Source organism: Orbus sasakiae (genome assembly GCF_039542345.1).
Lineage (GTDB): Bacteria > Pseudomonadota > Gammaproteobacteria > Enterobacterales > Orbaceae > Orbus > Orbus sasakiae.
The window spans coordinates 1,542,987-1,567,688 of the sequence record NZ_BAABHY010000001.1 but is presented as its reverse complement, the minus strand read 5'-3'; the positions used below and the strand labels follow the sequence as shown (position 1 = coordinate 1,567,688).

General features: G+C 38.5%; 21 protein-coding genes. 11 read left to right on the top strand and 10 right to left on the bottom strand.

Annotation, left to right across the window (positions count from 1 at the left end):
- Positions 1 to 21: 21 nt before the first annotated feature.
- Positions 22 to 828: a peroxide stress protein YaaA gene (yaaA, locus tag ABEA36_RS06855; protein ID WP_345490158.1), complete on the bottom strand. Its 807-nt coding sequence runs from the start codon at positions 826 to 828 to the stop codon at positions 22 to 24.
- 119 nt (positions 829 to 947) lie between these two features.
- Between yaaA and ABEA36_RS06850 the strand changes: the two genes are divergently transcribed.
- From ABEA36_RS06850 to mukB, 5 genes are all read left to right on the top strand, one after another.
- Positions 948 to 1,175, top strand: a complete 228-nt coding sequence (locus ABEA36_RS06850) for a YccJ family protein (RefSeq protein ID WP_345490156.1) — start codon at positions 948 to 950, stop codon at positions 1,173 to 1,175.
- 12 nt (positions 1,176 to 1,187) lie between these two features.
- Entirely contained in the window at positions 1,188 to 2,108 is a 921-nt protein-coding gene (gene rnz / locus ABEA36_RS06845) for a ribonuclease Z (protein WP_345490154.1), read from the top strand.
- Between the two features lie 192 nt (positions 2,109 to 2,300).
- Positions 2,301 to 3,623: a chromosome partition protein MukF gene (gene mukF, locus ABEA36_RS06840; RefSeq protein WP_345490152.1), complete on the top strand. Its 1,323-nt coding sequence runs from the start codon at positions 2,301 to 2,303 to the stop codon at positions 3,621 to 3,623.
- Positions 3,624 to 3,663: 40 nt separating this feature from the next.
- A complete protein-coding gene (gene mukE, locus ABEA36_RS06835; RefSeq protein WP_345490908.1) occupies positions 3,664 to 4,395 on the top strand; it encodes a chromosome partition protein MukE in 732 nt (243 codons plus the stop codon).
- A gap of 2 nt (positions 4,396 to 4,397) precedes the next feature.
- On the top strand, positions 4,398 to 8,804 hold the full coding sequence (gene mukB / locus ABEA36_RS06830; protein WP_345490150.1) for a chromosome partition protein MukB: 4,407 nt from the start codon (positions 4,398 to 4,400) through the stop codon (positions 8,802 to 8,804).
- A 121-nt stretch (positions 8,805 to 8,925) separates the two neighbouring features.
- Here the strand turns inward: mukB and ABEA36_RS06825 are convergent, their stop codons facing one another.
- The 7 genes from ABEA36_RS06825 to ABEA36_RS06795 all read right to left on the bottom strand — a co-directional run bounded on the left by ABEA36_RS06825 (position 8,926) and on the right by ABEA36_RS06795 (position 15,242).
- The gene (locus ABEA36_RS06825) at positions 8,926 to 9,606 is read right to left on the bottom strand and encodes a molybdenum ABC transporter ATP-binding protein (protein ID WP_345490148.1); all 681 of its coding nucleotides are present in this window, start codon (positions 9,604 to 9,606) and stop codon (positions 8,926 to 8,928) included.
- Between the two features lie 3 nt (positions 9,607 to 9,609).
- Complete coding sequence (gene modB, locus ABEA36_RS06820; protein ID WP_345490146.1) at positions 9,610 to 10,299, bottom strand: molybdate ABC transporter permease subunit; 690 nt, start codon at positions 10,297 to 10,299, stop codon at positions 9,610 to 9,612.
- Positions 10,296 to 11,054, bottom strand: coding sequence for a molybdate ABC transporter substrate-binding protein (gene modA, locus ABEA36_RS06815; RefSeq protein ID WP_345490144.1), 759 nt, complete (start codon positions 11,052 to 11,054; stop codon positions 10,296 to 10,298). The genes modB and modA overlap by 4 nt, the downstream gene beginning before the upstream one ends.
- A 206-nt stretch (positions 11,055 to 11,260) precedes the next feature.
- Positions 11,261 to 12,727, bottom strand: coding sequence for an IMP dehydrogenase (gene guaB / locus ABEA36_RS06810; RefSeq protein WP_345490142.1), 1,467 nt, complete (start codon positions 12,725 to 12,727; stop codon positions 11,261 to 11,263).
- Between the two features lie 119 nt (positions 12,728 to 12,846).
- Positions 12,847 to 14,253, bottom strand: coding sequence for a heavy metal sensor histidine kinase (locus ABEA36_RS06805; protein WP_345490140.1), 1,407 nt, complete (start codon positions 14,251 to 14,253; stop codon positions 12,847 to 12,849).
- Entirely contained in the window at positions 14,234 to 14,932 is a 699-nt protein-coding gene (locus tag ABEA36_RS06800; RefSeq protein WP_345490138.1) for a heavy metal response regulator transcription factor, read from the bottom strand. Before ABEA36_RS06800 ends, ABEA36_RS06805 begins: the two co-directional genes overlap by 20 nt.
- Before the next feature lie 142 nt (positions 14,933 to 15,074).
- The gene (locus ABEA36_RS06795; protein ID WP_345490136.1) at positions 15,075 to 15,242 is read right to left on the bottom strand and encodes a hypothetical protein; all 168 of its coding nucleotides are present in this window, start codon (positions 15,240 to 15,242) and stop codon (positions 15,075 to 15,077) included.
- Between the two features lie 256 nt (positions 15,243 to 15,498).
- Between ABEA36_RS06795 and purE the strand changes: the two genes are divergently transcribed.
- From purE to amtB, 5 genes are all read left to right on the top strand, one after another.
- The gene (purE, locus tag ABEA36_RS06790; protein ID WP_345490134.1) at positions 15,499 to 16,029 is read left to right on the top strand and encodes a 5-(carboxyamino)imidazole ribonucleotide mutase; all 531 of its coding nucleotides are present in this window, start codon (positions 15,499 to 15,501) and stop codon (positions 16,027 to 16,029) included.
- A gap of 23 nt (positions 16,030 to 16,052) precedes the next feature.
- Positions 16,053 to 17,120, top strand: a complete 1,068-nt coding sequence (purK, locus tag ABEA36_RS06785; RefSeq protein ID WP_345490132.1) for a 5-(carboxyamino)imidazole ribonucleotide synthase — start codon at positions 16,053 to 16,055, stop codon at positions 17,118 to 17,120.
- Between the two features lie 12 nt (positions 17,121 to 17,132).
- The gene (dgt, locus tag ABEA36_RS06780; RefSeq protein WP_345490130.1) at positions 17,133 to 18,623 is read left to right on the top strand and encodes a dGTPase; all 1,491 of its coding nucleotides are present in this window, start codon (positions 17,133 to 17,135) and stop codon (positions 18,621 to 18,623) included.
- A 337-nt stretch (positions 18,624 to 18,960) separates the two neighbouring features.
- Positions 18,961 to 19,299 carry a P-II family nitrogen regulator gene (glnK, locus tag ABEA36_RS06775; RefSeq protein WP_345490128.1) on the top strand — a complete coding sequence of 113 codons (339 nt, stop codon included), beginning with the start codon at positions 18,961 to 18,963 and terminating at the stop codon, positions 19,297 to 19,299.
- 47 nt (positions 19,300 to 19,346) lie between these two features.
- Entirely contained in the window at positions 19,347 to 20,630 is a 1,284-nt protein-coding gene (gene amtB / locus ABEA36_RS06770) for an ammonium transporter AmtB (protein ID WP_345490124.1), read from the top strand.
- Between the two features lie 48 nt (positions 20,631 to 20,678).
- Here amtB and hslU read toward each other — a convergent pair whose 3' ends face one another.
- Positions 20,679 to 22,007: an ATP-dependent protease ATPase subunit HslU gene (gene hslU / locus ABEA36_RS06765; protein WP_345490122.1), complete on the bottom strand. Its 1,329-nt coding sequence runs from the start codon at positions 22,005 to 22,007 to the stop codon at positions 20,679 to 20,681.
- A 25-nt stretch (positions 22,008 to 22,032) separates the two neighbouring features.
- A complete protein-coding gene (gene hslV / locus ABEA36_RS06760) occupies positions 22,033 to 22,560 on the bottom strand; it encodes an ATP-dependent protease subunit HslV (protein WP_345490120.1) in 528 nt (175 codons plus the stop codon).
- A gap of 574 nt (positions 22,561 to 23,134) precedes the next feature.
- On the opposite strand from hslV, the gene leuA reads away from it, so the two are divergent.
- Positions 23,135 to 24,679: a 2-isopropylmalate synthase gene (gene leuA, locus ABEA36_RS06755; RefSeq protein WP_345490118.1), complete on the top strand. Its 1,545-nt coding sequence runs from the start codon at positions 23,135 to 23,137 to the stop codon at positions 24,677 to 24,679.
- The last annotated feature ends 23 nt before the right edge of the window (positions 24,680 to 24,702 follow it).

Below are 24,702 nucleotides of genomic sequence, written 5' to 3'. Positions count from 1 at the left end.
TAATGTTCTGTTGTTCTATGATTACGCTTTAGACTGTTGTTTATCGTGTTCTGCTTGTTTTTCACTGCGTTTAAACACCCATTGATGTTCATCTGAAAGCGATTTATCAAATTGGTAAGCAGCAAGATCAAACGATAGCATATCATTAGCTTGTTGAAGCTGATTTTTGATGAGATAACGGCTCATTAAACCGCGGGCTTTTTTAGCATAAAAACTAATGACTTTATATTGGCCTTTACTTTCATCTAAAAATACAGGGGTAATAATATTGGCTTTGAGCTGTTTAGGTTTTATCGATTTAAAGTATTCGTTAGAGGCTAAATTGACTAAAGTGGGGTGCTTTTCACTCGCTAATTGCTGATTGAGTTGCTGAGTGATGATATCGCCCCAAAATTGATATAAATTTGAGTTAGTACCATTTTTAAGTTTAATTCCCATTTCTAATCGATAGGGCTGCATTAAATCTAATGGTTTAAGCAAACCATATAACCCTGATAAGATTCTAAGATGGTTTTGCGCGAATGAAAAATCTGCTTCGCTAAAATCTTCAACATGCAGCCCTTCATACACATCACCTTTAAACGCTAAAATCGCTTGTCGTGCATTTTGTGTGGTAAAATTTGGCTGCCAATTTTGAAATCGCTCATAATTTAATTCTGCTAACTTTGGACTGATTTTCATGAGATCAGCAATCGCATTAGCATTTAATGATTTGCATGATTTTATCAGTGTTTGAGAATAATTCATTAACTCAGGTTGTGTAAATTTTGCATCGTTAACCGGTGTATCATAATCAAGCGTTTTTGCAGGTGAAATAACGGTAATCATTGCCTTTTCCTATTATATTAAGAGAAAATAAGATGAAAAATTATTACTATTCTACCTCGTAAATTTTTATTTTGAGAGTATTATTTAATTAATGACATCGTCACTAAGGAGAAATAAAAATGAATCCAATGAAAAAAGAGCTACACGAAATTAAATCATGGGCGACAGTACGTCAAACGTCACTAGAAATTGCAGAAGCGATTTTTGAACTTGCTAACTATGATGAAGTGGTTGCTGAGCAAATCTGGCAAGAAGGCAGTGATGAAGTATTACCCTTAGCATTTTCAAAAACAAACGCGGATCAATTATTTTGGGGTGAACAAACCATTGAACGTAAAAACGTTTAATCAATACGATTTATGAAATTAATTTTTTTAGGTACTAGTGCCGGAACCATTACCGTCGAACGGAATGTTTCGGCCATCGTTCTTGATTTAGTTAAAGAGCGAAATGCTTTGTGGTTATTTGATTGTGGAGAAGGGACGCAACATCAAATGCTAAAGGCGAAATTAAGTTTAGCAAAACTCGAACATATCTTTATTACCCATCTTCATGGTGACCATCTCTTTGGCTTGCCTGGTGTGTTAACAACTCGATCGCTGATGCAAAATATGTCACCCTTGACGTTATTTGGTCCAAAGGGGATAAAACAATTTATTGAAACAGTGATTAATATTAGTTACTCATGGCTAACATATCCACTGACCATTATTGAAATTGAGAAACCAATGACGGTGCTTGATAATGAACAATTTATTGTGACTTGTGATGCATTACAACATCGCGTTCCCTGTTTTGGATATCGAATTGTTGAAAAAGACACAATGCCCAAACTTGATGTTGATCGACTACGCTCTGAAAATGTACCGCTAGGCCCCCATTATGCTGAATTAAAATTGGGTAAAACGGTGCAACTTGAAGATGGTCGAATAATTGATGGAAAAGCATACTTTGGTGAGACTAAACCAGGTAAAAAAATTGCGATTTTAGGTGATACGATTCCGTGTGATGCGGCGATTAATTTGGCAAAAAATGTTGATGTGCTAGTTCATGAAGCGACACAGAAACACGAACTTGTCGATAAAGCCAATGAACGTGGTCATTCAACGACGCTTCAAGCGGCAAGCATTGCACAACAAAGTTGCACTAAAAAATTAATTATCACGCATATCAGTCCTCGATATCGTCTAAGCGATAACGCATCCATTATTGATGAGTGTCGACAACGCTTCCCCAACAGTGACATTGCGACCGATTTTTATCGAGTTGATATTGAATAATATCATTACAATTTTATCGCAATTTGTTATATAATCGGCAATATTTTTGTTTTCAACACAATATGTAGTGGTTTAGAGCATTCAAGGCCAAATCAGAATTGTTGCCGTATTGTTCATTAATTTGATTTACTCAACAATCATGTTGCGCCAGTTCTAAATTGAAATAGATTGCATGTTTTAGAAAGGATAACTATGACTGATTTTTCCCAATCAGTGCCGGAACTGGTCTCTTGGGCAAAAAAGAATGATTTTTCAATCTCTTTACCGCCTGAAAGGTTAGCATTTTTGCTTGCTGTTGCCGCTTTAAATGGTGAACGATTTGATGGTGAGATGAGCGAAGCCGAGCTAATTGATGCCTTTCGTCACGTCAGTAAAATTTTTGCACAAAGCCAAGATACGATAACACTTCGAGCAAACAATGCCATTAATGATTTAGTGCGTCAACGCTTAATCAATCGTTTTACTAGTGAAATGACGGACGGTTTAGCCATTTATCGTTTAACGCCGTTAGGTATTGGCATAACTGATTATTATATTCGGCAGCGCGAATTCTCATCTTTACGCCTTTCTATCCAGCTTTCGATTGTTGCTCAGGAACTCAAACGCGCAGCTGATGCTGCCGTTGAAGGTGGTGATGAAATACACTGGCACCGTAACGTTTTTGCGCCTTTAAAATATTCTGTTGCTGAAATCTTTGACAGTATTGATATGACGCAACGTATTATGGATGAGCAACAAACAGAGGTGAAACAAAATATTGCGTCGTTGTTAAGTCAAGATTGGCAATCAGCCATTACCAGTTGTGAAAGTCTGTTATCTGAAACATCTGGTGCATTGCGTGAATTACAAGATACGCTTGAAGCCGCGGGCGATAAATTACAAGCGAGCCTTTTACTTATTCAAGATGCGACATTAAATGATCCTTCATTAGATAAAATTAGTAATGTTGTTATTGATTTACAATCCAAACTCGATCGTATTATGGGATGGGGACAACAAACCATCGATCTGTGGATTGGCTATGACCGTCATGTACATAAGTTTATTCGTACTGCGATTGATTTAGATAAAAATCGCGTATTTTCACAGCGTTTAAGACGTTCGATTCAAACCTATTTTGATCTGCCATGGGCGTTAACATTTGCTAATGCTGACCGTTTACTCGATATGCGTGACGAAGAGTTAGCCCTGCAAGATACGGATGTTACAGGTGAATTACCCGATGAGCTTGAATTTGAAGATATTGAGCACATTCAAGAACACATTATTGCGCATATTGAACAAAATTTATTGGTATTTAAAGAACAAAAACGACCATTAGATATCGGCAGTTCAATTCGCAGCTATTTAGAACAGTTTCCTCGTGCACAGCATTTTGATGTGGCACGTTTATTTATTGATCAAGCGATTCGTTTAGGTGTCGCTGATGCTGATTTAGCCGGTATTCCAGCGCAATGGAAGCCGATTAACGATTATGGAGCTAAGGTACAGGCACATGTCATCAACTCATACTAAAGAATTTGAAACAGAAACTAATGCCGCACTCGACGATGTGATGAATCGCATTGCGGGTGCGTCACAAGCGACACTTGATAAGTATATGCCAGTTAAATTGGCACAAGCGATTGCCAATCCGATTTTTCCAGAATTGGACAGTTCATTACGCAGTGGTCGCCACATCGGCATCGATGAGCTGGATAACCATGCATTTTTAATGGATTATCAAGTTGAGCTTGAACAATTTTATGGGCGATACAATGTTGAACTTATTCGCGCTCCCGAAGGATTCTTTTATTTAAGACCACGTTCAACCACGTTGATTCCACGTTCAGTGTTATCGGAACTCGATATGCTAGTTGGTAAAGTTTTGTGTTATTTATATTTGAGTCCCGAGAGATTAGCTCATGAAGGGATTTTTACGCTGCAAGACTTACAAGATGAACTGATGTCTTTGGCTGATGAAAGTAAATTACTTAAACTGGTCAACCAGCGTTCAACCGGTTCGGATTTAGACCGGCAAAAACTTTATGACAAAGTAAAAACATCACTCAATCGTTTACGACGTCTTGGTATGGTATTTTTTATCATTGGTAATGACAGTAGTAAGTTTCGCATTAATGAAGCGATTTTCCGCTTTGGGGCTGATGTGCGCAGCAGTGATGAAATGCAAGAAGCACAATTACGCTTAATTCGTGACGGTGAAGCAATGACGATCGAATCATCACTGTCATTAGCAGACGGTGAAGAGAACGAAGAGAATGACGTTAATGAGGAGACAGAGGAATAGTTATGATAGGTCACGGTAAATTTCACTCATTAACATTAGTTAACTGGAACGGTTTTTTTGCCCGTACATTTGAACTTGATCAATTAGTTACTACCTTATCGGGTGGTAATGGTGCAGGTAAATCAACAACAATGGCGGCATTTGTTACCGCGTTGATTCCTGATTTAACGTTATTACATTTTAGAAATACAACGGAAGCGGGTGCAACAGGCGGTTCACGCGATAAAGGTTTACATGGTAAATTGCGCCCTGGTGTCTGTTACTCAATGCTTGATGTGATTAATTCACGTAATCAACGCATTATTTGCGGTGTTCGATTACAACAAATTGCGGGTCGTGATAAAAAAGTTGATATTAAACCCTTCATTATTCAAGGTGTTGAAAACAGTATTGCGCCAACTGATTTAGTCACCGAACGTTTAGGCGACCGTCAGGCCCGTATCTTATCACTTGCGGAATTAAAAGATAAACTCGAAAACTTGGACGGTGTTATTTTTAAACAGTTCAACTCGATTAGTGATTATCATTCTGTTATGTTCGATTTTGGTGTTTTACCAAAACGTTTACGATCGTCATCGGACCGGAGTAAATACTACCGTTTGATTGAAGCATCATTATACGGTGGTATTTCGAGTGCGATTACGCGTTCATTACGTGATTATTTATTACCCGAAAATGGTGGTGTGCGCAAAGCATTCCAAGACATGGAAGCCGCACTACGTGAGAATCGAATGACGCTTGAAGCGATTCGTGTGACGCAATCTGATCGTGATTTATTTAAACATTTAATTACCGAATCAACTAATTATGTTGCTTCTGATTATATGCGTCATGCTAACGAAAGACGAGTGCATATTGAATCTGTACTTGGCTTGCGTCGTGAACTCTTTGCAACCAAACAGCAACTTGTCGACAATCAATATCGTCATGTTGAGATGGCCAGAGAGCTTCAAGAAAATAGTGAAGCACAATCAGGGTTAGAAATCGATTACCAAGCTGCCAGTGATCACCTTAATTTAGTCCAAACGGCTTTTCGTCAACAGGAAAAAATTGATCATTACCAGATCGATATTGATGAGTTAAATGAAAAACTGATCGAACAAACTGAAATTGTTGAGCAAGCAAATGAACAGTATTTAACTTATCAAGAACAAACCGAAGCGACTGAACAAGAAGTTGATGAGATTAAAACTCAGTTAGCCGATTATCAACAAGCACTTGATGTACAGCAAACACGTGCAATTCAGTATCAACAAGCTTTGCAAGCATTGGAAAATGCTAAAAAATTGTGTCAGTTACCTAAATTAAGCGCAGATAATGCCGATGAGCAACTTGACATCTTTGCAGAAAAAGAAGCAGAAATTACAGAGACCGTTTTACAATTAGAGCAAAAGCTCAGTGTTGCAGATGCGGCGGTGAATCAATTTGAGCGTGCTTATCAACTCGTCATTAAATTGGTGGGTGAGGTGACGCGCAGTGATGCATGGCAAGCTGCTCGTAATGCTTTAAAAGCTTGGCCATCACAAAGTTATCAAGCACAAAAAGCCGAAATGTTACACTTACAACTCGCTGAGCTTGAACAACGCTTTTTTGAACAACAAGAGGCACAAGAGCTCCTCAATCAGTTTTGTAAACGTATTGGACGCAAAGTTGGTTACGAAGATCTTGATGAACTTAAACAAACGTTAGAAGCCTCACTTGAAGAGAACGCCGCGATGGCGGGGGAATCAAGTGAAAAGCGTATTGCGATCCGCCAGGAACTTGAACACATTCAGGCAAAAATCGCAGAATGTCGCCAAAAAGCACCCAACTGGCTAAAAGCACAAGATGCCTTAATGGCTTTGCGTGAACAAGTTGATGCCCCTTTAACATCAAGCGGACAAGTTACTGAGCATATGCAAAAACTGCTTGAGCAAGAAAGGCAGTTGACCGTTGATCGTGATCGCGTCATTGCACGTCGTGACACGCTTGATGAACTGATAACTCAGTTAAATCAACCGAACGGGGCTGATGATAGCCGATTAAGCACCTTAGCCGAGCGTTTTAATGGGGTATTATTATCGGAAATCTATGAAGATGTTACTATTGATGATGCACCGTTTTTCTCGGCGCTTTATGGTCCGTCAAGGCAAGCCATTGTTGTACCTGATTTAGAACAAGTCAAAGCACAATTAGAGAATTTGGATGATTGTCCTGATGATCTCTATTTTATTGAAGGTGATCCTGCTTCATTTGATGATAGCGTTTTTGAAAGTGAAGAGCTAACTAATGCAGTATTAGTAAAAAGTGGTGATCGCCAATGGCGTTATTCACGGTTCCCACAAGTCCCTCTATTTGGTCGTGCAGCACGTGAAAAACATTTGGATAAATTAACTGATGAACGTGATACGTTACATGAACGTTATGCCAATTTATCGTTTGACTTACAAAAAGTACAGCGTATTGAACAAAACTTTAGTCAGTTTATTGGCCAGCATTTAGCGACCGCTTTCGACGCTGATCCTGAAGCTGAAAGTCAAAGATTATCAGCAAGGCGTAATGAAATTGAGCGTGAATTAAATCAACAGCAAGCCGTTGACCGACAAAATCAGCAGCAAGTTACGGATCTCAAAGAACAACTTAGCTGGCTCAATAAATTAACTGCACATCTTCATTTATTAGCCGATGATGATTTAGCTGATCGCGTTGATGAACTCCGTGAACAATTATCCGATGCCCAAGATGCTGCAAGCTATGTTAATCGTCATCAGCAAACGATTGCTGAGCTTGAGCCAATGGTTGCTGTTTTACAAAGTGATCCACAGCAAAATGATAATTTGCATCAGCAGTATAATGAGATCAAATTAAAGCAACGCGAAATCAAGCAACAAGTCTTTGCGTTGACCGAAGTTATCCAGCGCCGTGCGCATTTCAGTTATGCAGATTCAGTTGGTATGTTGGGTGAAAACGCTGACCTTAATGAAAAATTACGTAAACGTTTAGAAACTGTTGAAAAAGATCGTGTTGATGCACGTAGTAAAATGCGTCAATATCAAGAGCAATACAATCAATATAATCAAACATTAGCGTCACTAAAAAGTGCATTTGAAACGAAGCGTGATATGCTCAATGATTTGAAAAAAGAGATTGAGCAAATTGGTGTTAAAGCGGATGCTGCAACGGAAGAAAGAGCGCGTTTACGCCGCGATGAAATCCATCAAAAAGTGAATCAAAACCGTCAGCTTTGCACATCACTCGAAAAACAATTAGTCATGTGTGAAAATGACATGACGCAATTACAGAAAAAATTACGTCAAGTTGAAAAAGATTATCAAGCATTACGTGAACAAGTCGTACAAGCCAAAGTAGGGTGGTGCATTGTATTGCGTTTGGTCAAAGATAACCGTGTAGAGCGCCGATTACATCGTCGTGAATTAGCGTATTTAAGTGCTGACGAATTGCGGTCAATGTCGGATAAGGCGTTAGGTTCCTTAAGACTTGCTGTTGCTGATAATGAACACTTGCGTGATGTACTGCGATTATCTGAAGATCCAAAACGTCCGGAGCGTAAAATTCAGTTTTATATCGCTGTTTATCAGCATTTACGCGAACGTATTAGACAAGATATTGTTAAAACCGATGATCCGATTGAAGCCATTGAACAGATGGAAATTGAGTTATCACGTTTAACTGAAGAGCTGACTTCCCGTGAACAACAACTTGCGATCAGTTCCAAAAGTGTCGCAAACATTATTCGCAAAACGATTCAACGCGAACAAAATCGTATCCGCATGCTTAATCAGGGTCTACAATCCGTTGCCTTTGGTCAAGTCAGTGGTGTGCGTTTAAATGTGACGGTTCGTGAAGCTCATGCGACGTTATTAAGTGCACTGGCTGATCAGCATGATGATCATCAAGATCTCTTTAATAATAATCGCATTACCTTCTCTGAAGCCTTGGCAAAACTTTACCAGCGTTTAAATCCCCATATTGATATGGGGCAACGCACTGCACAAACAATAGGTGAAGAGCTGCTTGACTACCGTAACTATCTCGAACTTGATGTTGAAGTTCATCGTGGCGCTGACGGGTGGCTACGTGCTGAAAGTGGTGCGTTATCAACCGGTGAGGCGATTGGTACCGGGATGTCAATATTATTGATGGTTATTCAGAGCTGGGAAGAAGAGTCAAAACGTTTGCGTAGCAAAGACGTCATACCATGTCGTTTATTATTTTTAGATGAGGCTGCTCGTTTAGATGCCAAATCGATTGCAACTCTCTTTGAGTTATGTGAAAAATTAGAGATGCAATTGATTATTGCTGCACCTGAAAACATTAGTCCAGAAAAAGGTACAACCTACAAACTGGTCCGTAAAATCGTGAATAACAATGAATTTGTTCATGTGGTTGGTTTAAAAGGTTTTGCATAAAAAAAGAGCCATAGCGTAAATCACTTTATGCTATGGCTGACCTTACTTTGATGAGTGCTTACACGCTTGATTATTTTCACACTGTAATCGACGATAACAGCACATTTTTAACGAAGCGTATTTATAACCATTCTTTGAGATATTGACTTTGCAATATTGTTTCAGTATCACCATAATCATACAACTTACCTTGCTCAATGATCGCAACCCTGTTAGCTAATTTTTTGACTTCATTAATATTGTGTGTCACGTAAATAATTGGAATATTGATCTCACTGACTAAATGATGAATATAATTAATCAATTCTTTTTTTCGTGGCATATCGAGTGCCGATAAGGGTTCATCCATTAACAGTAACTGTGGGTTAGTCAATAATGCCCGACCAATTGCTACTCGCTGTTTTTCACCGCCTGATAGCATTGCTGGATAACGATTTAGCAGATGACCAATATTAAGAACATTCACAATTTCATCAAATCGCTCAGCCATCGGTTGACGTAATCCATAATTCAGATTTTTAATCACTTTATAGTGAGGAAAAAGTAGCGGATCTTGAAAAACAGTCGCGATACCACGGTATTGAGCGTCAACAAATTGGTGATTATTTGTATCAACTAATGTCGTATTGTTGAGTTTTATGGTTCCAGTATCGGGCTTTATTAATCCATTAATTAAATTAATTAATGTTGATTTACCTGAACCAGAGACGCCTAATATCGCCGTTATACCTTGGCATTCAATGGATTGATGAAATGAAAATTGAAATGAAGCGAGCTTTTTTTCAATATGAATATCAAGCATACATTATCCTGCCAGTTTCTTTTTATGCCAACGATTCAGCCATTCAGATGCAATGAGAGCAATTAAGGATAATACAATGGAAATCACACATAATCGCATTGCGGCTTGTTCGCCGTTTGGAACCTGTAATAGCGTATACATTGCAAGTGGGATGGTGCGAGTTTCACCTTGAATGTTTGACACAAAGGTAATGGTTGCACCAAACTCACCTAAACAGCGAGCAAATCCTAAAACCACACCCATTAAAATACCGGGAAAAGCCAGCGGCAGGGTGATGGTAAAAAAGACACGGAGCTTATTTGCACCTAATGTTCTAGCCACATTTTCAAGTCGTGTATCAATTGATTCAATTGCTAAACGTATTGAACGTACTACTAAGGGAAAAGCCACAATGGCAGAGGCAAGGGCAGCACCTTTCCAATTGAAACTAAAGCTGATACCCAATGTATCATATAACCATTGGCCAATAACACCGCGTCGACCCATTGTCATTAATAATAAATACCCCAATGCAACGGGGGGTAAAACAAGTGGCAAGTGGATAATACTGTCAAACAGTGATTTTCCCCAAAATTGGCAACGTGCTAATAACCATGCACTAAAAATGGCGATAGGTAAACTGAACACAATCGCCATTGCGGCTATTTTTAAACTGAGTAGTAAAACTTGCCACTCATATTCAGTCAACATCATTGAGTCACAAAACCGTATTTTTCAAAAATAACCTTAGCTTGTGATGATTTTAAGAAATTATAAAATGTTTTGGCTGAGTCTGAATGTGTTAATAAAGTGATCGGATATTCAATGGGTTTAAATGAGTCAGCGGGAAAATCAGCAATTATTTTAACGTTTTGGCTGACCTTTGCATCCGTACTGTAAACAATGCCTAGTACCGCTTCACCGCGTTCAACAAGCATTAACGCATCACGCACATTACTGGCTCGCGCAAGTTGGGGTTCTAATTGATTAAATACACCTAAATTAGTCAATGATTCTTTGGCATAAAGTCCAGCTGGAACATGGTCAGGGTCGCCAACTGCCATTTTTTCATTGTGGGGTAAAATGACCTGCCAATCAGTTGTGTTATTAATCGTTACTTGATCGAGTTTTGATGATGTTGGTGCAATGAGGACCAGTGAGTTTTTAAGCAACGTTTCTTTATTACTTGCTAAATGACGATCGACAAGGTAATCCATCCACTTTTGGTCTGCTGACATAAAAATATCCGCAGGTGCACCTTGTTCAATTTGACGTGCGAGTACCGAAGAAGAAGCAAATGAAAACACGATTTCACTATCTTGATGCTGTGTTTGATATAATGTACTGATATCTTGCATGGCATTGGTTAATGATGCCGCAGCAAATACCATCACTTTTTCTGCCGCATTCGCACTGACGCTCATGAATATGGCGCTGATTGCAAAAACAATTCCAGTCAGTTTTTTCATATTTTATTCCTACTTAAGCTCACATTGATGATGTATCACAATGGCTGTGATACTTTTGATTGTTACATTGAAAAAATCGTTATATAAAAATTAATATAGCGATTTTAACAAAATAACCCAATGAAGTATATTGAAATCATTGAGCAAATAGGGACAATCGTTTATTGTAACAATAAAAAAGGCGACTATAGGTCGCCTTTCAATATTTATTGACCTAAACGGTAGTTAGGTGGCTCTTTTGTAATTGAGACATCATGCACATGACTCTCTTTCATACCTGCACCAGTAATACGCGTAAATTGAGATTGAGTTCTTAATTCATCAATAGTTGCACAACCAGTTAACCCCATACATGAACGTAAACCACCCATCTGCTGATGGATAATTTCTTTTAGGGCTCCTTTATAAGCAATGCGACCTTCAATGCCTTCAGGAACTAATTTATCCGCCGCATTATCACTTTGGAAATAGCGGTCAGATGAACCTTTAGACATTGCACCTAATGACCCCATACCGCGGTAAGATTTATAAGCACGCCCTTGGTATAATTCGATTTCACCTGGCGCTTCTTCAGTACCCGCAAACATTGAGCCCACCATAACACAACTTGCGCCAGCAGCTAATGCTTTCGCAATGTCACCTGAATAACGAATACCACCATCGGCAATGACCGGGATGTTATAAGCTTTAGCGGCTTCAACTGCATCCATAATCGCGGTAATTTGTGGTACACCTACACCAGTAACGATACGGGTTGTACAAATTGAACCAGGACCGATACCAACTTTTACAGCGCTCACGCCAGCTTTAATTAGGGCTAGTGCCCCTTCAGCTGTTGCGACATTCCCGCCAATAATTGGTAAATCAGGGTAAGCCTGTCTTGCCGCTTTAATACGTTGTAAAACACCTTCAGAGTGGCCATGTGATGAGTCAATCAGTAATACATCAACACCGGCTTCAACTAATGCTGCAATGCGCTCTTCATTACCTGGTGCAGCGCCGACTGCAGCACCAACACGTAAACGACCTTTATCATCTTTACATGCATTAGGTTTTTCTTCTGCTTTTTGGAAGTCACGAACGGTAATCATCCCTTTTAAGCGGAAAGCATTATCGACGACCAATACTTTTTCAACACGTCGTTCATGCATTCTTTGTAAGACGATTTCACGAGGTTCACCTTCTAATACGGTGACAAGTCGCTCTTTTGGCGTCATAACGGCGGTAACTGGTTGGGTTAAGTCTGTCGCAAAACGTACATCACGTGCAGTAATAATCCCGACCAGTTCATTATCTTTGGTCACGACAGGAAAACCCGCGAAACCATAATCTTTTGCCAATTTGATCACATCTTTAATGGTGGCTGTAGGTAATACACTGATCGGATCTTGTACAACACCACTTTCGTGTTTTTTCACACGTCTTACATGGTCAGCTTGTACTTCAATTGGCATATTTTTGTGAATAAAACCGATGCCGCCTTCTTGCGCAAGGGCAATAGCCAGACTTGCTTCGGTAACGGTATCCATTGCCGCAGAAATCATAGGAAGATTAAGTTTAATAGTTTGAGTAAGCTGTGTACTGATATCAGCTGTATTAGGTAAAACATTTGAATGAGCAGGAACTAACAAAACATCGTCGAAAGTTAGTGCTTCTTTGATTATGCGAGACATAGCAATATTCACCGTGATTGAGATAAAAAGTTGATAAAATATTGCCGAAGCATTCTACATTTATTTATTCGATAAAGCTACTTTTTTATTGAATAAATTTAAATGTCAGGCCCATTTGGTTAATGTTTTGGCAAATAGATAGTAAAGCAAGTGATATCATTTTTTGAACTTACATCGATTTTGCCACCGTGGGCATGAATAATCGAACGGGTAATGGCGAGCCCTAAGCCAACACCGTCAGACGCGACTTGTCGAGAATCGTTGACACGATAGAATCGACTAAATAAATATGGCAAATGTTCTTCAGTAATGGTTTCGCCTGAGTTTTTGATGGAGATCATGTTCATCTCACTGCTTTGCTCAATAATAATTTTAATGTCTGAATCGGGATAACTATAAGTAATCGCGTTCATAATCAGATTGCTCAGTGCCCGTTTTAACATAATGGCATCGCCTGAAATCTGCGCATTACCAATAATGTTAAATGTGTTGCCTTTTTCTTCAGCAATAAAAAGATAAAAATCCAACACTTTTTGAATCTCTTCACGTAAATTGAGTTGTGAAGGCTTTGGCAAATTCAAGCCGTTATCGGTTTTCGCTAGAAATAAAATATCTGAAATCATCTGGCTTAAATGATCGAATTCTTCAGCATTAGAATACAGTACATCACGGTATTCTTCATTCGTACGCGGCTGTGATAAAGTTACTTGAGTTTGCATTTTAAGGGTATTAACTGGCGTTCTTAACTCATGCGCTAAGTCAGATGAAAAGCCCGATAATCTTGAAAATGAATTTTCAAGACGTTCTAACATGCTGTTAAGTGTCTGACTTAATGCAGCAAGTTCAGTTGGTATGTGTTTGGCTGGTAACCGCATACTGAGTTGGTTTACATCAATTTTTGACGTTTGATCAACCATTTTCTTTAACGGCTTTAACCCATTTTTGGCCACGATCCATCCGCTGCTACCCATAATAAAAATGGCAATTAAGATGCTGATCCACATGGTTTTATTACATGATGAGAAAAAATTTTGATACTCACTGACATCTTTTGCAATAATTAATTTGATGATTGGTTGATTGTTTGCATTATTAACGGTGCCATTCATACCACGGTAAAAAATATGGTTATGATTCCACATAAAGATTTCATCATTATCATTATTTTTAAATTGATTTAAAAAACTATCGGTAAAGCGATCATTAGTCGAATTGGTATAAAGAACCTTGCCATCAGGGGTGATCGCAAAAAATATAAAATTATGATTACGTTCAAGTTTATCAAGTGCTTGGTTTTTTGTTATTGGTTGATTAAGGTTTAGTGTATGGTTGTTAACATAAATGTCGGTAATAACTTGATTAAAATGAAACATTTTTTCATCAAGTGCAATTTGATCTTGGGTTGCGGCATATTGCGAAATATAACGATTAATACAGATACCCACAAAACCTAAAGCAAATATTGAAACGATCAGAAACAAAAATGTTAGGCGAAAGGTTAAGGAATTATATAGTCTTTTTATCATAATTTGGTCCTTCTAAAACATAACCCATGCCGCGCATTGTTTGAATAAGTTTGACATCATAATCATCATCAATCTTTGCTCGTAAACGGCGCATTGCAACATCAATAATATTGGTATTACTGTCAAAGTTCATATCCCAGACTTGTGATGCAATAAGTGAACGCGAAAGCACTTCACCTTGACGGCGCATGAACAGCTCCAATAATGTAAATTCTTTTGGGGTTAATAAAATATGTTTATCACCGCGCAAAACATAGCGTCTTTTCATATCTAATTGCAGATCGGCTATGGTTAATACATCCGATTCATGAGTATTGTTATTAATTCGACGTAATAAAGTGCGGATTCTGGCAAGGAGCTCAGTAAAATCGAAAGGTTTTACTAAATAATCATCGGCACCAAGGTCTAAGCCTTGCACGCGATCAGCAACTTGATCTTTGGCAGATAATAATAAAATAGGTAAGTCTTTATTTACGGTTCTTACCGTTTTTAAAATACTCCAACCATCAAGCTTGGGGAGCATGACATCAAGAATAATGAGGTCATAACTTTCGGTCAACGCATAATGTAAGCCATCTAGACCATCTCGAGCAAGGTCAACAATATAGCCCGATTCAGTTAAGCCTTGTTTAAGGTAATCACCCGTTTTTATCCCATCTTCTACAATCAGTAGTTTCATGCTTGTTTCGTTAATTAAATGATATTTGATGATAAGTATAAGAGAATATGTTAATTCAATCTACCTGGGGAAATCTATTCCTTGAGAATCATCTCGCGGAATAGAGAGGGTAAGGTATGAATCTCGATGTTTAAGCTGACGTTTATTTATTGGTAATACGAGGATTATCAATTAAATTTGGCGCAGTAAATTTTTCAATTTTACCGTTACAAGGTCTTTCTGAATCTTTTGCTGTGCCCATGTTTGCATAACTTGCCACAGAGACAAAAGATAGTGTGCAAGCGGCAACGATTAAAGCGAGTTTTTTCATATATTTTTCCTTAAATTATTATTAAATGATTTGTCTTAATGACAAGGCATATGCTAGCAAATGAAAATTACGATTCGCTTGCAAGAACATTTCAATTTTTGTAATGAATCACAAATCGATAATTGAGTAATTGTAGGGTAAAGTACGGTGGTAATGACTATTCTCAGCATTAATACATATTAGATGAAAATTATTCTATAACTCATTAGCTAAATTCTTTATAATACTTATCTATTGATTTTGATGAGTATTTATTATGTCTAAAAAACCATTAGCAAGTCCGTCAGTCAAACCAAAGCAGATTAAAGTCGCCATTGTCATGGGCTCAAAAAGTGATTGGGATACCATGCAACATGCTGCTGATCTGTTAACACAACTTGATGTTCCTTTTGATGTTGACATTGTTTCAGCACATCGCACACCAGATAAACTTTTTCACTTCGCTCAGTCAGCTAAAAGTCAGGGTATTCATGTCATCATTGCTGGCGCAGGAGGTGCTGCACATTTACCAGGTATGTTGGCGGCTAAAACGTTAGTCCCTGTTTTGGGTGTACCAGTACAAAGTGCTGCATTAAGCGGTGTTGATAGTTTATACTCGATTGTGCAAATGCCAAAGGGGATCCCTGTAGGTACTTTAGCTATTGGCAAAGCCGGTGCGGCAAATGCTGCCTTACTTGCTGCACAAATTTTAGCCGTAAATGATAATGAATTATTTAAACGGTTGGCGGCATTTAGGCAATCACAAACGGATGAAGTACTTGCTCATCCTGATCCAAGGGTTATTTAATCAATTACTATTAGGACTTTTTCATGAAATCGGTATGTGTGTTAGGTAATGGACAACTCGGGCGAATGCTGAAACAAGCAGGTGAGCCATTAGGTATTCATGTTTTCCCCGTCGGCTTAGATGTGGAGCCTGCATTAGTTCCTTATCAAGACTCGGTGATTACAGCTGAAATTGAACGCTGGCCAGATACCCCATTCACACAAATTTTGGCACAGCATGCGGCATTTGTTAATCGGGATGTATTTCCGATTATTGCCGATCGTTTGACGCAAAAACAGTTATTTGATCGACTTGCGTTACCTACTGCCAAGTGGCGAACACTCGATAAATCAACGGATTGGTCAACACTATTTGATGTTTTGACCCCTTTACTAATCGTAAAACGCCGAGTCGGTGGCTATGATGGTCGCGGTCAATGGCGAGTAAGAAGTGATTCTACATCACTCGTTCCTGATGATGCTTATCAAGCTTCGATTGTCGAACAAGCGATTGATTTTGATGGTGAAATGTCTTTAGTTGGGGCTCGTGATAAACAAGGCCATACTGTTTTTTATCCTTTAACACACAACTTACATCAAGATGGTATTTTGAAAATGAGCGTTGTTACCAACAATGTCAATCCCATCATGCAGCAACAAGCCGAAAATATGTTAAGTACTATCATGCATGAGCTCAACTATGTTGGTGTGATGGCAATGGAGTGTTTTATCGTTGGCGATACATTGCTGATCAACGAATTAGCGCCTCGTGTACATAACAGTGGGCATTGGACTCAAAATGGGGCATCAATCAGTCAATTTGAACTTCATCTGCGAGCCATTTTAAATTTACCTATGCCCAAACCAGATGTATTTGCACCTTCTGTAATGGTTAATCTAATAGGAACACCATACAATCTTGATTGGTTATCGCTACCGTTAGTGCATGTTCATTGGTACGAAAAGGCTGTGAGAGCGGGTCGCAAAGTTGGCCATTTAAATCTTACTCACCATAACTATACGTGTTTACATCAAACATTAGAAGCATTGACCAATCAGTTGCCTGATGATTACATCACTGCCGTTCGATGGGCACAAGATAAATTGCAATAACAATGATTAAGGGTGAGCATGATCAATTTCAATAATAAAATCAGTTATCAACGTCACAGTGGTGTACAAAAAGATCGTTTATTTGATGAATACGCATTGATTCGTTGTTTTGAAAGTGATCGTGGTCGAATTTTAAATTCTGCAGCCATCAGGCGTTTGCAACAAAAAACACAGGTGTTTCCGCTTGAACGCAACGCAGTTGTTAGAACGCGCCTTACGCATTCATTAGAAGTCCAACAGGTTGGGCGCTATATCGTTAAAGATATTTATCAACGACTTGCAGGTCAAAATCAACTTAAGCAATATGGACTCGATAAACTAAGTGTGGTCATTGAAAGTTTAGTTGAAATGGCATGTTTAATGCACGATATTGGTAATCCACCCTTTGGACATTTTGGCGAAGCTGCTATTAACCACTGGTTTACCAAACGATTAGGTATTGATGGGCAATCTGATTTTGCGTGTTTGAGTTATCATGCAAAACAACCCGAATTAAATGAATTACGCCAAAAAGTGCGTCAGGATTTATGCAATTTTGAAGGTAATGCACAAGCGATACGTTTAGTGCATACGATTTTAAAATTAAATCTGACGTATTCACAGATTGCCTGTATTTTAAAATATTCTAAACCCGCTTATTGGATTGGCGAAACACCTGCGGAATTTAGTTATTTAATGAAAAAACCGGGTTTTTATTTAGCCGAAGAAGCCTTTGTCCAAACATTAACCGACAGTGTTGAACAAAAACCGTATCATCGCTACCCTCTGACTTATATTATGGAAGCTGCTGATGATATTTCCTACTGCATTGCTGATTTAGAAGATGCGGTTGAAAAACGCATTTTTACGGTTGAGCAGCTTTATCAATATTTGTTAAAAGAGTGGGGACCAAAAAAAGATGGCGATCTTTTTGATTTGGTTGTCCAACGAGCCTTTGATGGTTTAAAAAACTGTGAATATTACCCTATTGGTGTTGACCAATTTTTTATGTACTTGCGTGTAAATACGATTGGTAAATTAGTTCCTCATGCGGCGGAGCGATTTATTGAAAATATTGAAGCCATTTACGATGGATCATTTAATCATGCTTTACTTGAAGATCATGATGCTGAATTTAAATTATTGGGTATTTTTAAAAATGTGGGTTTTAAGTATGTTTTTAATCATGAATCCGTCGAAAACATTGAATTACAAGGTTACCGAATCATCAATGGTTTACTGGACATTTACAGTCCATTGTTAGCGATGCCTGCGGTCGATTTTTTACAGTTAGTTGAAAAAGATAAACATCCAAAATATATGATCGAAACACGGCTCTATCATAAACTTTCGGCAAAACATTGCGTTGCTTATAAACAGGCAATTAAATTACTGGATCAAAATGATCCTAGTTTTGGAATTTGGGAATTTTATTACCGTTCACGATTAATGCAAGATTATATCAGCGGAATGACAGATCATTTTGCCTATGATGAATATCGCAAGCTTATGGTGAGTGACTAGCACTAAAATGGTGCAAAAGACTGCGACATCACAGTGATTATTTGCCCGTGTGTTCATTTTTAGTCCCTTCAATCGATGAATAATCCCATTTTGTCAGTCAACAGTAATTGACGATGAGATTATTCATTTATCGATTACTATTGAGCTTACTAATAATCCAATATCAATCAGCATTGAATCGGCTTTTTGTAGGATTAATATTTAGTACAAGCAACCAAAAATTTATTATTATCTAACTCTTTTCACTCAATTTTTTAGTCCCTCAATAATAAATAGCACAACTTGGCATGGCATTTGCAAAGTTATCATTGTTATTTTCAATTATGAGGATCAATCAATGAAATTAGTCACCGTCATCATTAAACCTTTCAAATTAGAAGAAGTTCGTGAAGCGTTATCGAATATTGGCGTCAATGGATTAACCGTTACTGAAGTAAAAGGATTTGGTCGCCAGAAGGGCCATGCTGAGTTATATCGCGGTGCAGAATATACCGTTAACTTTTTACCAAAAGTGAAAATTGAGATAGCAATCGTTGATGAGTTATTAGATGACGTTATCACTACGGTGACTAAAGCTGCCTATACTGGAAAAATTGGTGATGGCAAAATTTTTGTCAGCCACCTTGAAAATGCAATACGTATTCGTACTGGCGAAACCGATGAAGCTGCACTTTAATTGTCAGCGACGTAATAATAAATGATTTTTAAGATAGGACTGCGGTTATGTTAAAAAAATTAATGGTATTAGCAACAATGTTTATCTCAGCCAGTGTATTTGCCGATGATGCGGTTAACGTAGCAGATAAAGCAGATAATGGTTTTATGATGATATGTACAGCATTGGTTTTATTTATGTCTGTACCGGGTATTGCATTATTTTATGGCGGATTATTACGTTCTAAGAATGTGCTTTCCATGTTATCTCAGGTATTATTCACCTTTTCTTTAATCTCTGTATTGTGGATTTTATATGGTTATTCGTTAGCGTTTGGTGAGGGTAACTGGTTTTTTGGTAATTTTGATTGGGTCATGTTATCAGGCATTAAAATCACAGATGTGCAAGGCACAATTTATCAGTTCATTTGGATTGCTTTTCAGGGGTCATTCGCCTGCATAACATGCTGTTTGATTCCAGGTGCATTTGCTGAACGTATCAAGTTTTCTGCGGTGATCATTTTTATGATGATTTGGTTTACTTTCTCCTATATTCCAATGGCACATATGGTATGGGGTGGGGGCATTTTAGGGGACGAAGGCGCACTTGATTTTGCAGGTGGTACAGTGGTTCATATTAACGCGGCTGTGGCCGGTTTAGTGGGGGCATACTTAATTCGTACTCGTCTTGGCTTTAACAAAGAAGCACTAAAACCATTTAATTTACCTTATGTTTACATCGGTGCAGCCATTTTATATATCGGGTGGTTTGGCTTTAATGCCGGGTCAGCAACCCATGCGGATGAAATTGCAGGGCTCGCTTTCATCAATACTGTTGCCGCAACAGCAGCTGCAGTTCTTGCTTGGTCAGCTGTTGAATGGATACACCGTGGTAAGCCTTCTTGTTTAGGCGCATGTTCGGGGGTGATTGCTGGTTTAGTCGGCATCACTCCAGCAGCGGGTTTTGTTGGTGTGGGTGGCGCGCTAATTATTGGTTTAGTGTGTGGTGCAACAGGTGTCTGGGGTGTTTCAGCGTTAAAACGTATGTTACGCGTTGATGATACGTGTGACGTATTTGGGGTTCATGGTGTGTGTGGTATTGTCGGTTGTCTATTAACTGGGGTGTTTACATCAGAATCATTAGGTGGTGTTGGTTATAGCGAAGGTGTAACGATGTTATCACAAATAGGTGTGCAAGCGATGAGTATTGTGACATGTGTAATTTGGACTGGCGTTGTTGCATTTATAGCATTCAAAATTGCTGATAAATTGGTTGGATTACGCGTTCCAGAAGAACAAGAGCGAGAAGGGCTTGATATCAATAGTCATGGTGAAAGTGCGTTTAATAATTAATGTTTTACTCGATAAGAAAAGGGCTAGATTAACTAGCCCTTTTTATTTTTATAAAATAAATTTACTCAAGTCTTCATCTGCCACTAATTTATCAAGATGATCGCTAACATAATTCGCATCAATAGTGATCGTTTTACCACCGAGTTCACTTGCATCAAATGAAACGTCTTCCATCAGACGCTCAAGTACGGTATGTAAGCGGCGAGCACCGATGTTCTCATTTTGTTCATTAACTTGCCATGCTGACTCAGCAATTTTACGGATACCGTCTTGTGTAAATTCAATATCCACCCCTTCCGTCGCCATTAATGCCTTATATTGCACTGTTAATGACGCATTCGGTTCGGTTAAAATACGCTCAAAATCTTCGGTAGTTAATGCTTGCAATTCTACTCGAATCGGTAAACGACCTTGAAGTTCAGGAATAAGATCCGATGGACTTGCCGTTTGGAATGCACCAGAGGCGATAAACAAGATATGATCAGTTTTAACCGCACCATGTTTAGTTGAAACCGTGCATCCTTCTACTAGTGGTAATAAATCACGTTGTACTCCTTCACGTGAAACATCGGGCCCCGATGAGTTACCGCGTTTACAGACTTTATCAATTTCATCGATAAAGACAATACCGTTTTGTTCCACGGCTTCGATAGCTTCATGTTTCAGATCATCTGGATTGACGAGTTTAGCTGCTTCTTCTTCAATCAACTGCTTAAATGCCTCTTTGATCTTCATTTTACGCGGTTTACTTTTTTGACCACCTAAATTTTGGAACATGGATTGAAGTTGATTTGTCATCTCTTCCATTCCAGGAGGAGCCATAATTTCTACACCAATATTGACCCCAGATATTTCAATTTCAATCTCTTTATCATCTAAGGCACCTTCACGTAATTTTTTACGAAATGCTTGTCTGGCTGTTGAATCAGTATTATTTTCCGTTTGCCCCCAGCCATCTTTCGCCGGTGGAACTAAAACATCTAAAATACGTTCTTCAGCTAGTTCTTCGGCACGATTGCGGTTTTTTTCCATCGCTTGTGAGCGTATCATTTTGACCGCAGAATCTGTCAAATCTCGAATAATGGAATCCACTTCTTTACCAACATAACCGACTTCGGTAAATTTGGTGGCTTCCACTTTAATAAATGGCGCATTGGCTAATTTTGCAAGTCTGCGAGCAATTTCCGTTTTACCAACACCTGTTGGACCAATCATTAAAATATTTTTAGGGGTAACTTCATGACGCAGTGCTTCATCAAGTTGCATGCGACGCCAGCGATTACGTAGCGCAATAGCGACGGCACGTTTAGCTTTATCTTGACCAATAATATGTTGGTTAAGTTCGCTTACTATCTCTTTTGGGGTCATCTCGGACATAATGTATTCTCTTCAATTCGGTTGATTAATAATCTAATTCTTCAATTGTTTGGAAGCCATTGGTATAAACACAAATGTCGCCTGCAATTGTTAATGATTTTTGTACAATGTCTTTAGCTGATAATTCTGTACTGTCTAATAGAGCCCTCGCGGCTGCTTGAGCATAGGGACCGCCCGAACCGATTGCAATAAGATCATCTTCAGGTTGAATCACGTCACCAGTACCCGTAATGATTAAAGAAGCGGTTTCATCAGCAACAGCAAGCAAGGCTTCGAGTTTACGCAGCATACGATCTGTACGCCAATCTTTGGCCAACTCAACGGCGGCTTTCGTCAAATGACCTTGGTGTAATTCCAACTTACGTTCAAATAATTCAAATAACGTGAAAGCGTCGGCAGTTCCACCAGCAAAACCTGCGATCACTTTATTGTTATAGAGACGACGCACTTTTTTGGCGTTGCCTTTCATAATAATTCGTTCCCCTAGTGTTACTTGACCATCTCCACCAATGGCAACTTGTCCGTTACGACGGACACTCACAATTGTAGTCACAATCTGCTCCTTAATTAAACCTGTTGTACATCATGAATTTTATGTACTTACTTTGCGCTTGATAAAAGGTATATTGGGACAATAAACACATTTTCAACTGTAAAAATAGTGAGAAATTATTATTAAGACTAAAGGGTTTTACCTGAGTTTGGACTTTATCAACTCAGGTCGGCTGCTTTTCATCGATTTAAAATTATGGTACTGATGATAAAATTATTTCCATTAAAATGATGATTTTTACACTATAATTATAGCTTATGATAAAAATTTAACGAAATATATCCTTACTGATTAAATTGTTGCTTGACGCACTGTTTAAAATTTGATAAAAATAGCACCAATATTTGTATAAAAAAATTAAGAGAATTTAATGTTTAGTTCAATGAACCTACTCCTCAGCCTCCTCCTCGCATTTAATTGCGCGGATAGTCTGTATTCGGAGTAAAGTTGAACTAGTCATCAACTTCATAACAAACAGAAACCCGCGCTAAGTTGCGGGTTTTTTGTTTTTAACGACATGAAAAACTCGCAAATGAATTCGCAATTTAGGGCTTAATAAAAAAGGAAAATCAAAATGAGCGATCAAGTTATTATTTTTGACACAACGTTGCGTGATGGTGAGCAAGCATTGCAAGCGAGTTTAAGTGTTAAAGAGAAGCTACAAATAGCGCTAGCATTAGAAAGAATGCGAGTTGATGTTATGGAAGTTGGTTTTCCGGTTTCGTCTCCTGGTGATTTTGAATCAGTCCAAACCATTGCAAAGACAATTAAAAATAGTCGAGTATGCGCATTAGCACGATGTGTGGATAAAGATATTGATGTCGCCGCAGAAGCATTGAAAGTTGCAGAGCAATTTCGTATTCATACCTTTATGGCAACATCAACATTACATGTGCAAGATAAATTAAGAATGACGTTTGATGATGTGGTTGCAAGGGCTGTGCATAGCGTGAAACGTGCTCGAAATTATACAGATGATGTTGAGTTTTCATGTGAAGATGCAGGCCGCACACCTATTGATAACTTATGTCGTATTGTTGAGGCAGCAATTAGTGCCGGTGCAACCACGATTAATATCCCAGATACTGTAGGGTATACCGTTCCTTATCAATTTGGTGGTATTATTCGAACATTGTTTGAACGTGTTCCTAATATTGATAAAGCGATAATTTCAGTACATTGCCACGACGATTTGGGCATGTCGGTTGCCAATTCAATCAGTGCTGTTCAAGAAGGTGCAAGACAAATTGAAGGGGCAATGAACGGATTAGGTGAACGCGCGGGTAATACTGCTTTAGAAGAAGTGATTATGGCCATTAAAGTTCGTCAAAATATCTTAAATGTTCACACCAATATCAATCATCAAGAAATTTATCGTACTAGCCAAATTGTCAGCCAAATTGCCAATATGCCCATTCCTGCAAATAAAGCAATTATTGGTAGCAATGCTTTTGCCCATTCTTCAGGGATTCACCAAGATGGTGTATTAAAAAATCGTGAAACCTATGAAATCATGACTCCTGAGTCAATCGGCTTGAATCAAGTTCAATTAAATTTAACGTCGCGTTCTGGTCGTGCAGCGGTAAAACACCGTTTAGAAGAATTAGGTTATCGTGATGAAGACTACGATTTAGATCAAATTTACGCTGCCTTTTTAGCTTTAGCGGATAAAAAAGGTCAAGTCTTTGATTATGATTTAGAAGCCTTAATCTTTATGAACAGTCTTAAAGATGATGAAGAACATTTTTCACTAGAATATTTTAATGTGCAATCAGGCACCACAGTGGTTTCAACTGCATCAGTCAGTTTAACTGCTGGTCATGAGAAAAAATCAGATGCAGCAACAGGTAATGGACCCGTTGATGCCGTTTATCAAGCGATTCATCGCATTACCCAAATTCCAGTCTCTATTGTTAAATATCAATTGGCGGCAAAAGGACAAGGCGAAAATGCATTAGGTCAAGTTGACATCGTTGTTGAGCATAATGGGCGCCGTTTTCATGGAGTCGGGCTAGCCACCGATATCGTTGAAGCGTCTGCAAAAGCATTGATTAATGCGTTAAATAATATCTATCGTGCAACAATTGTTGCGGAAGCAAAACAGCGCTTGCACGGCTAATGTATAGCGATACCAAATTGTAA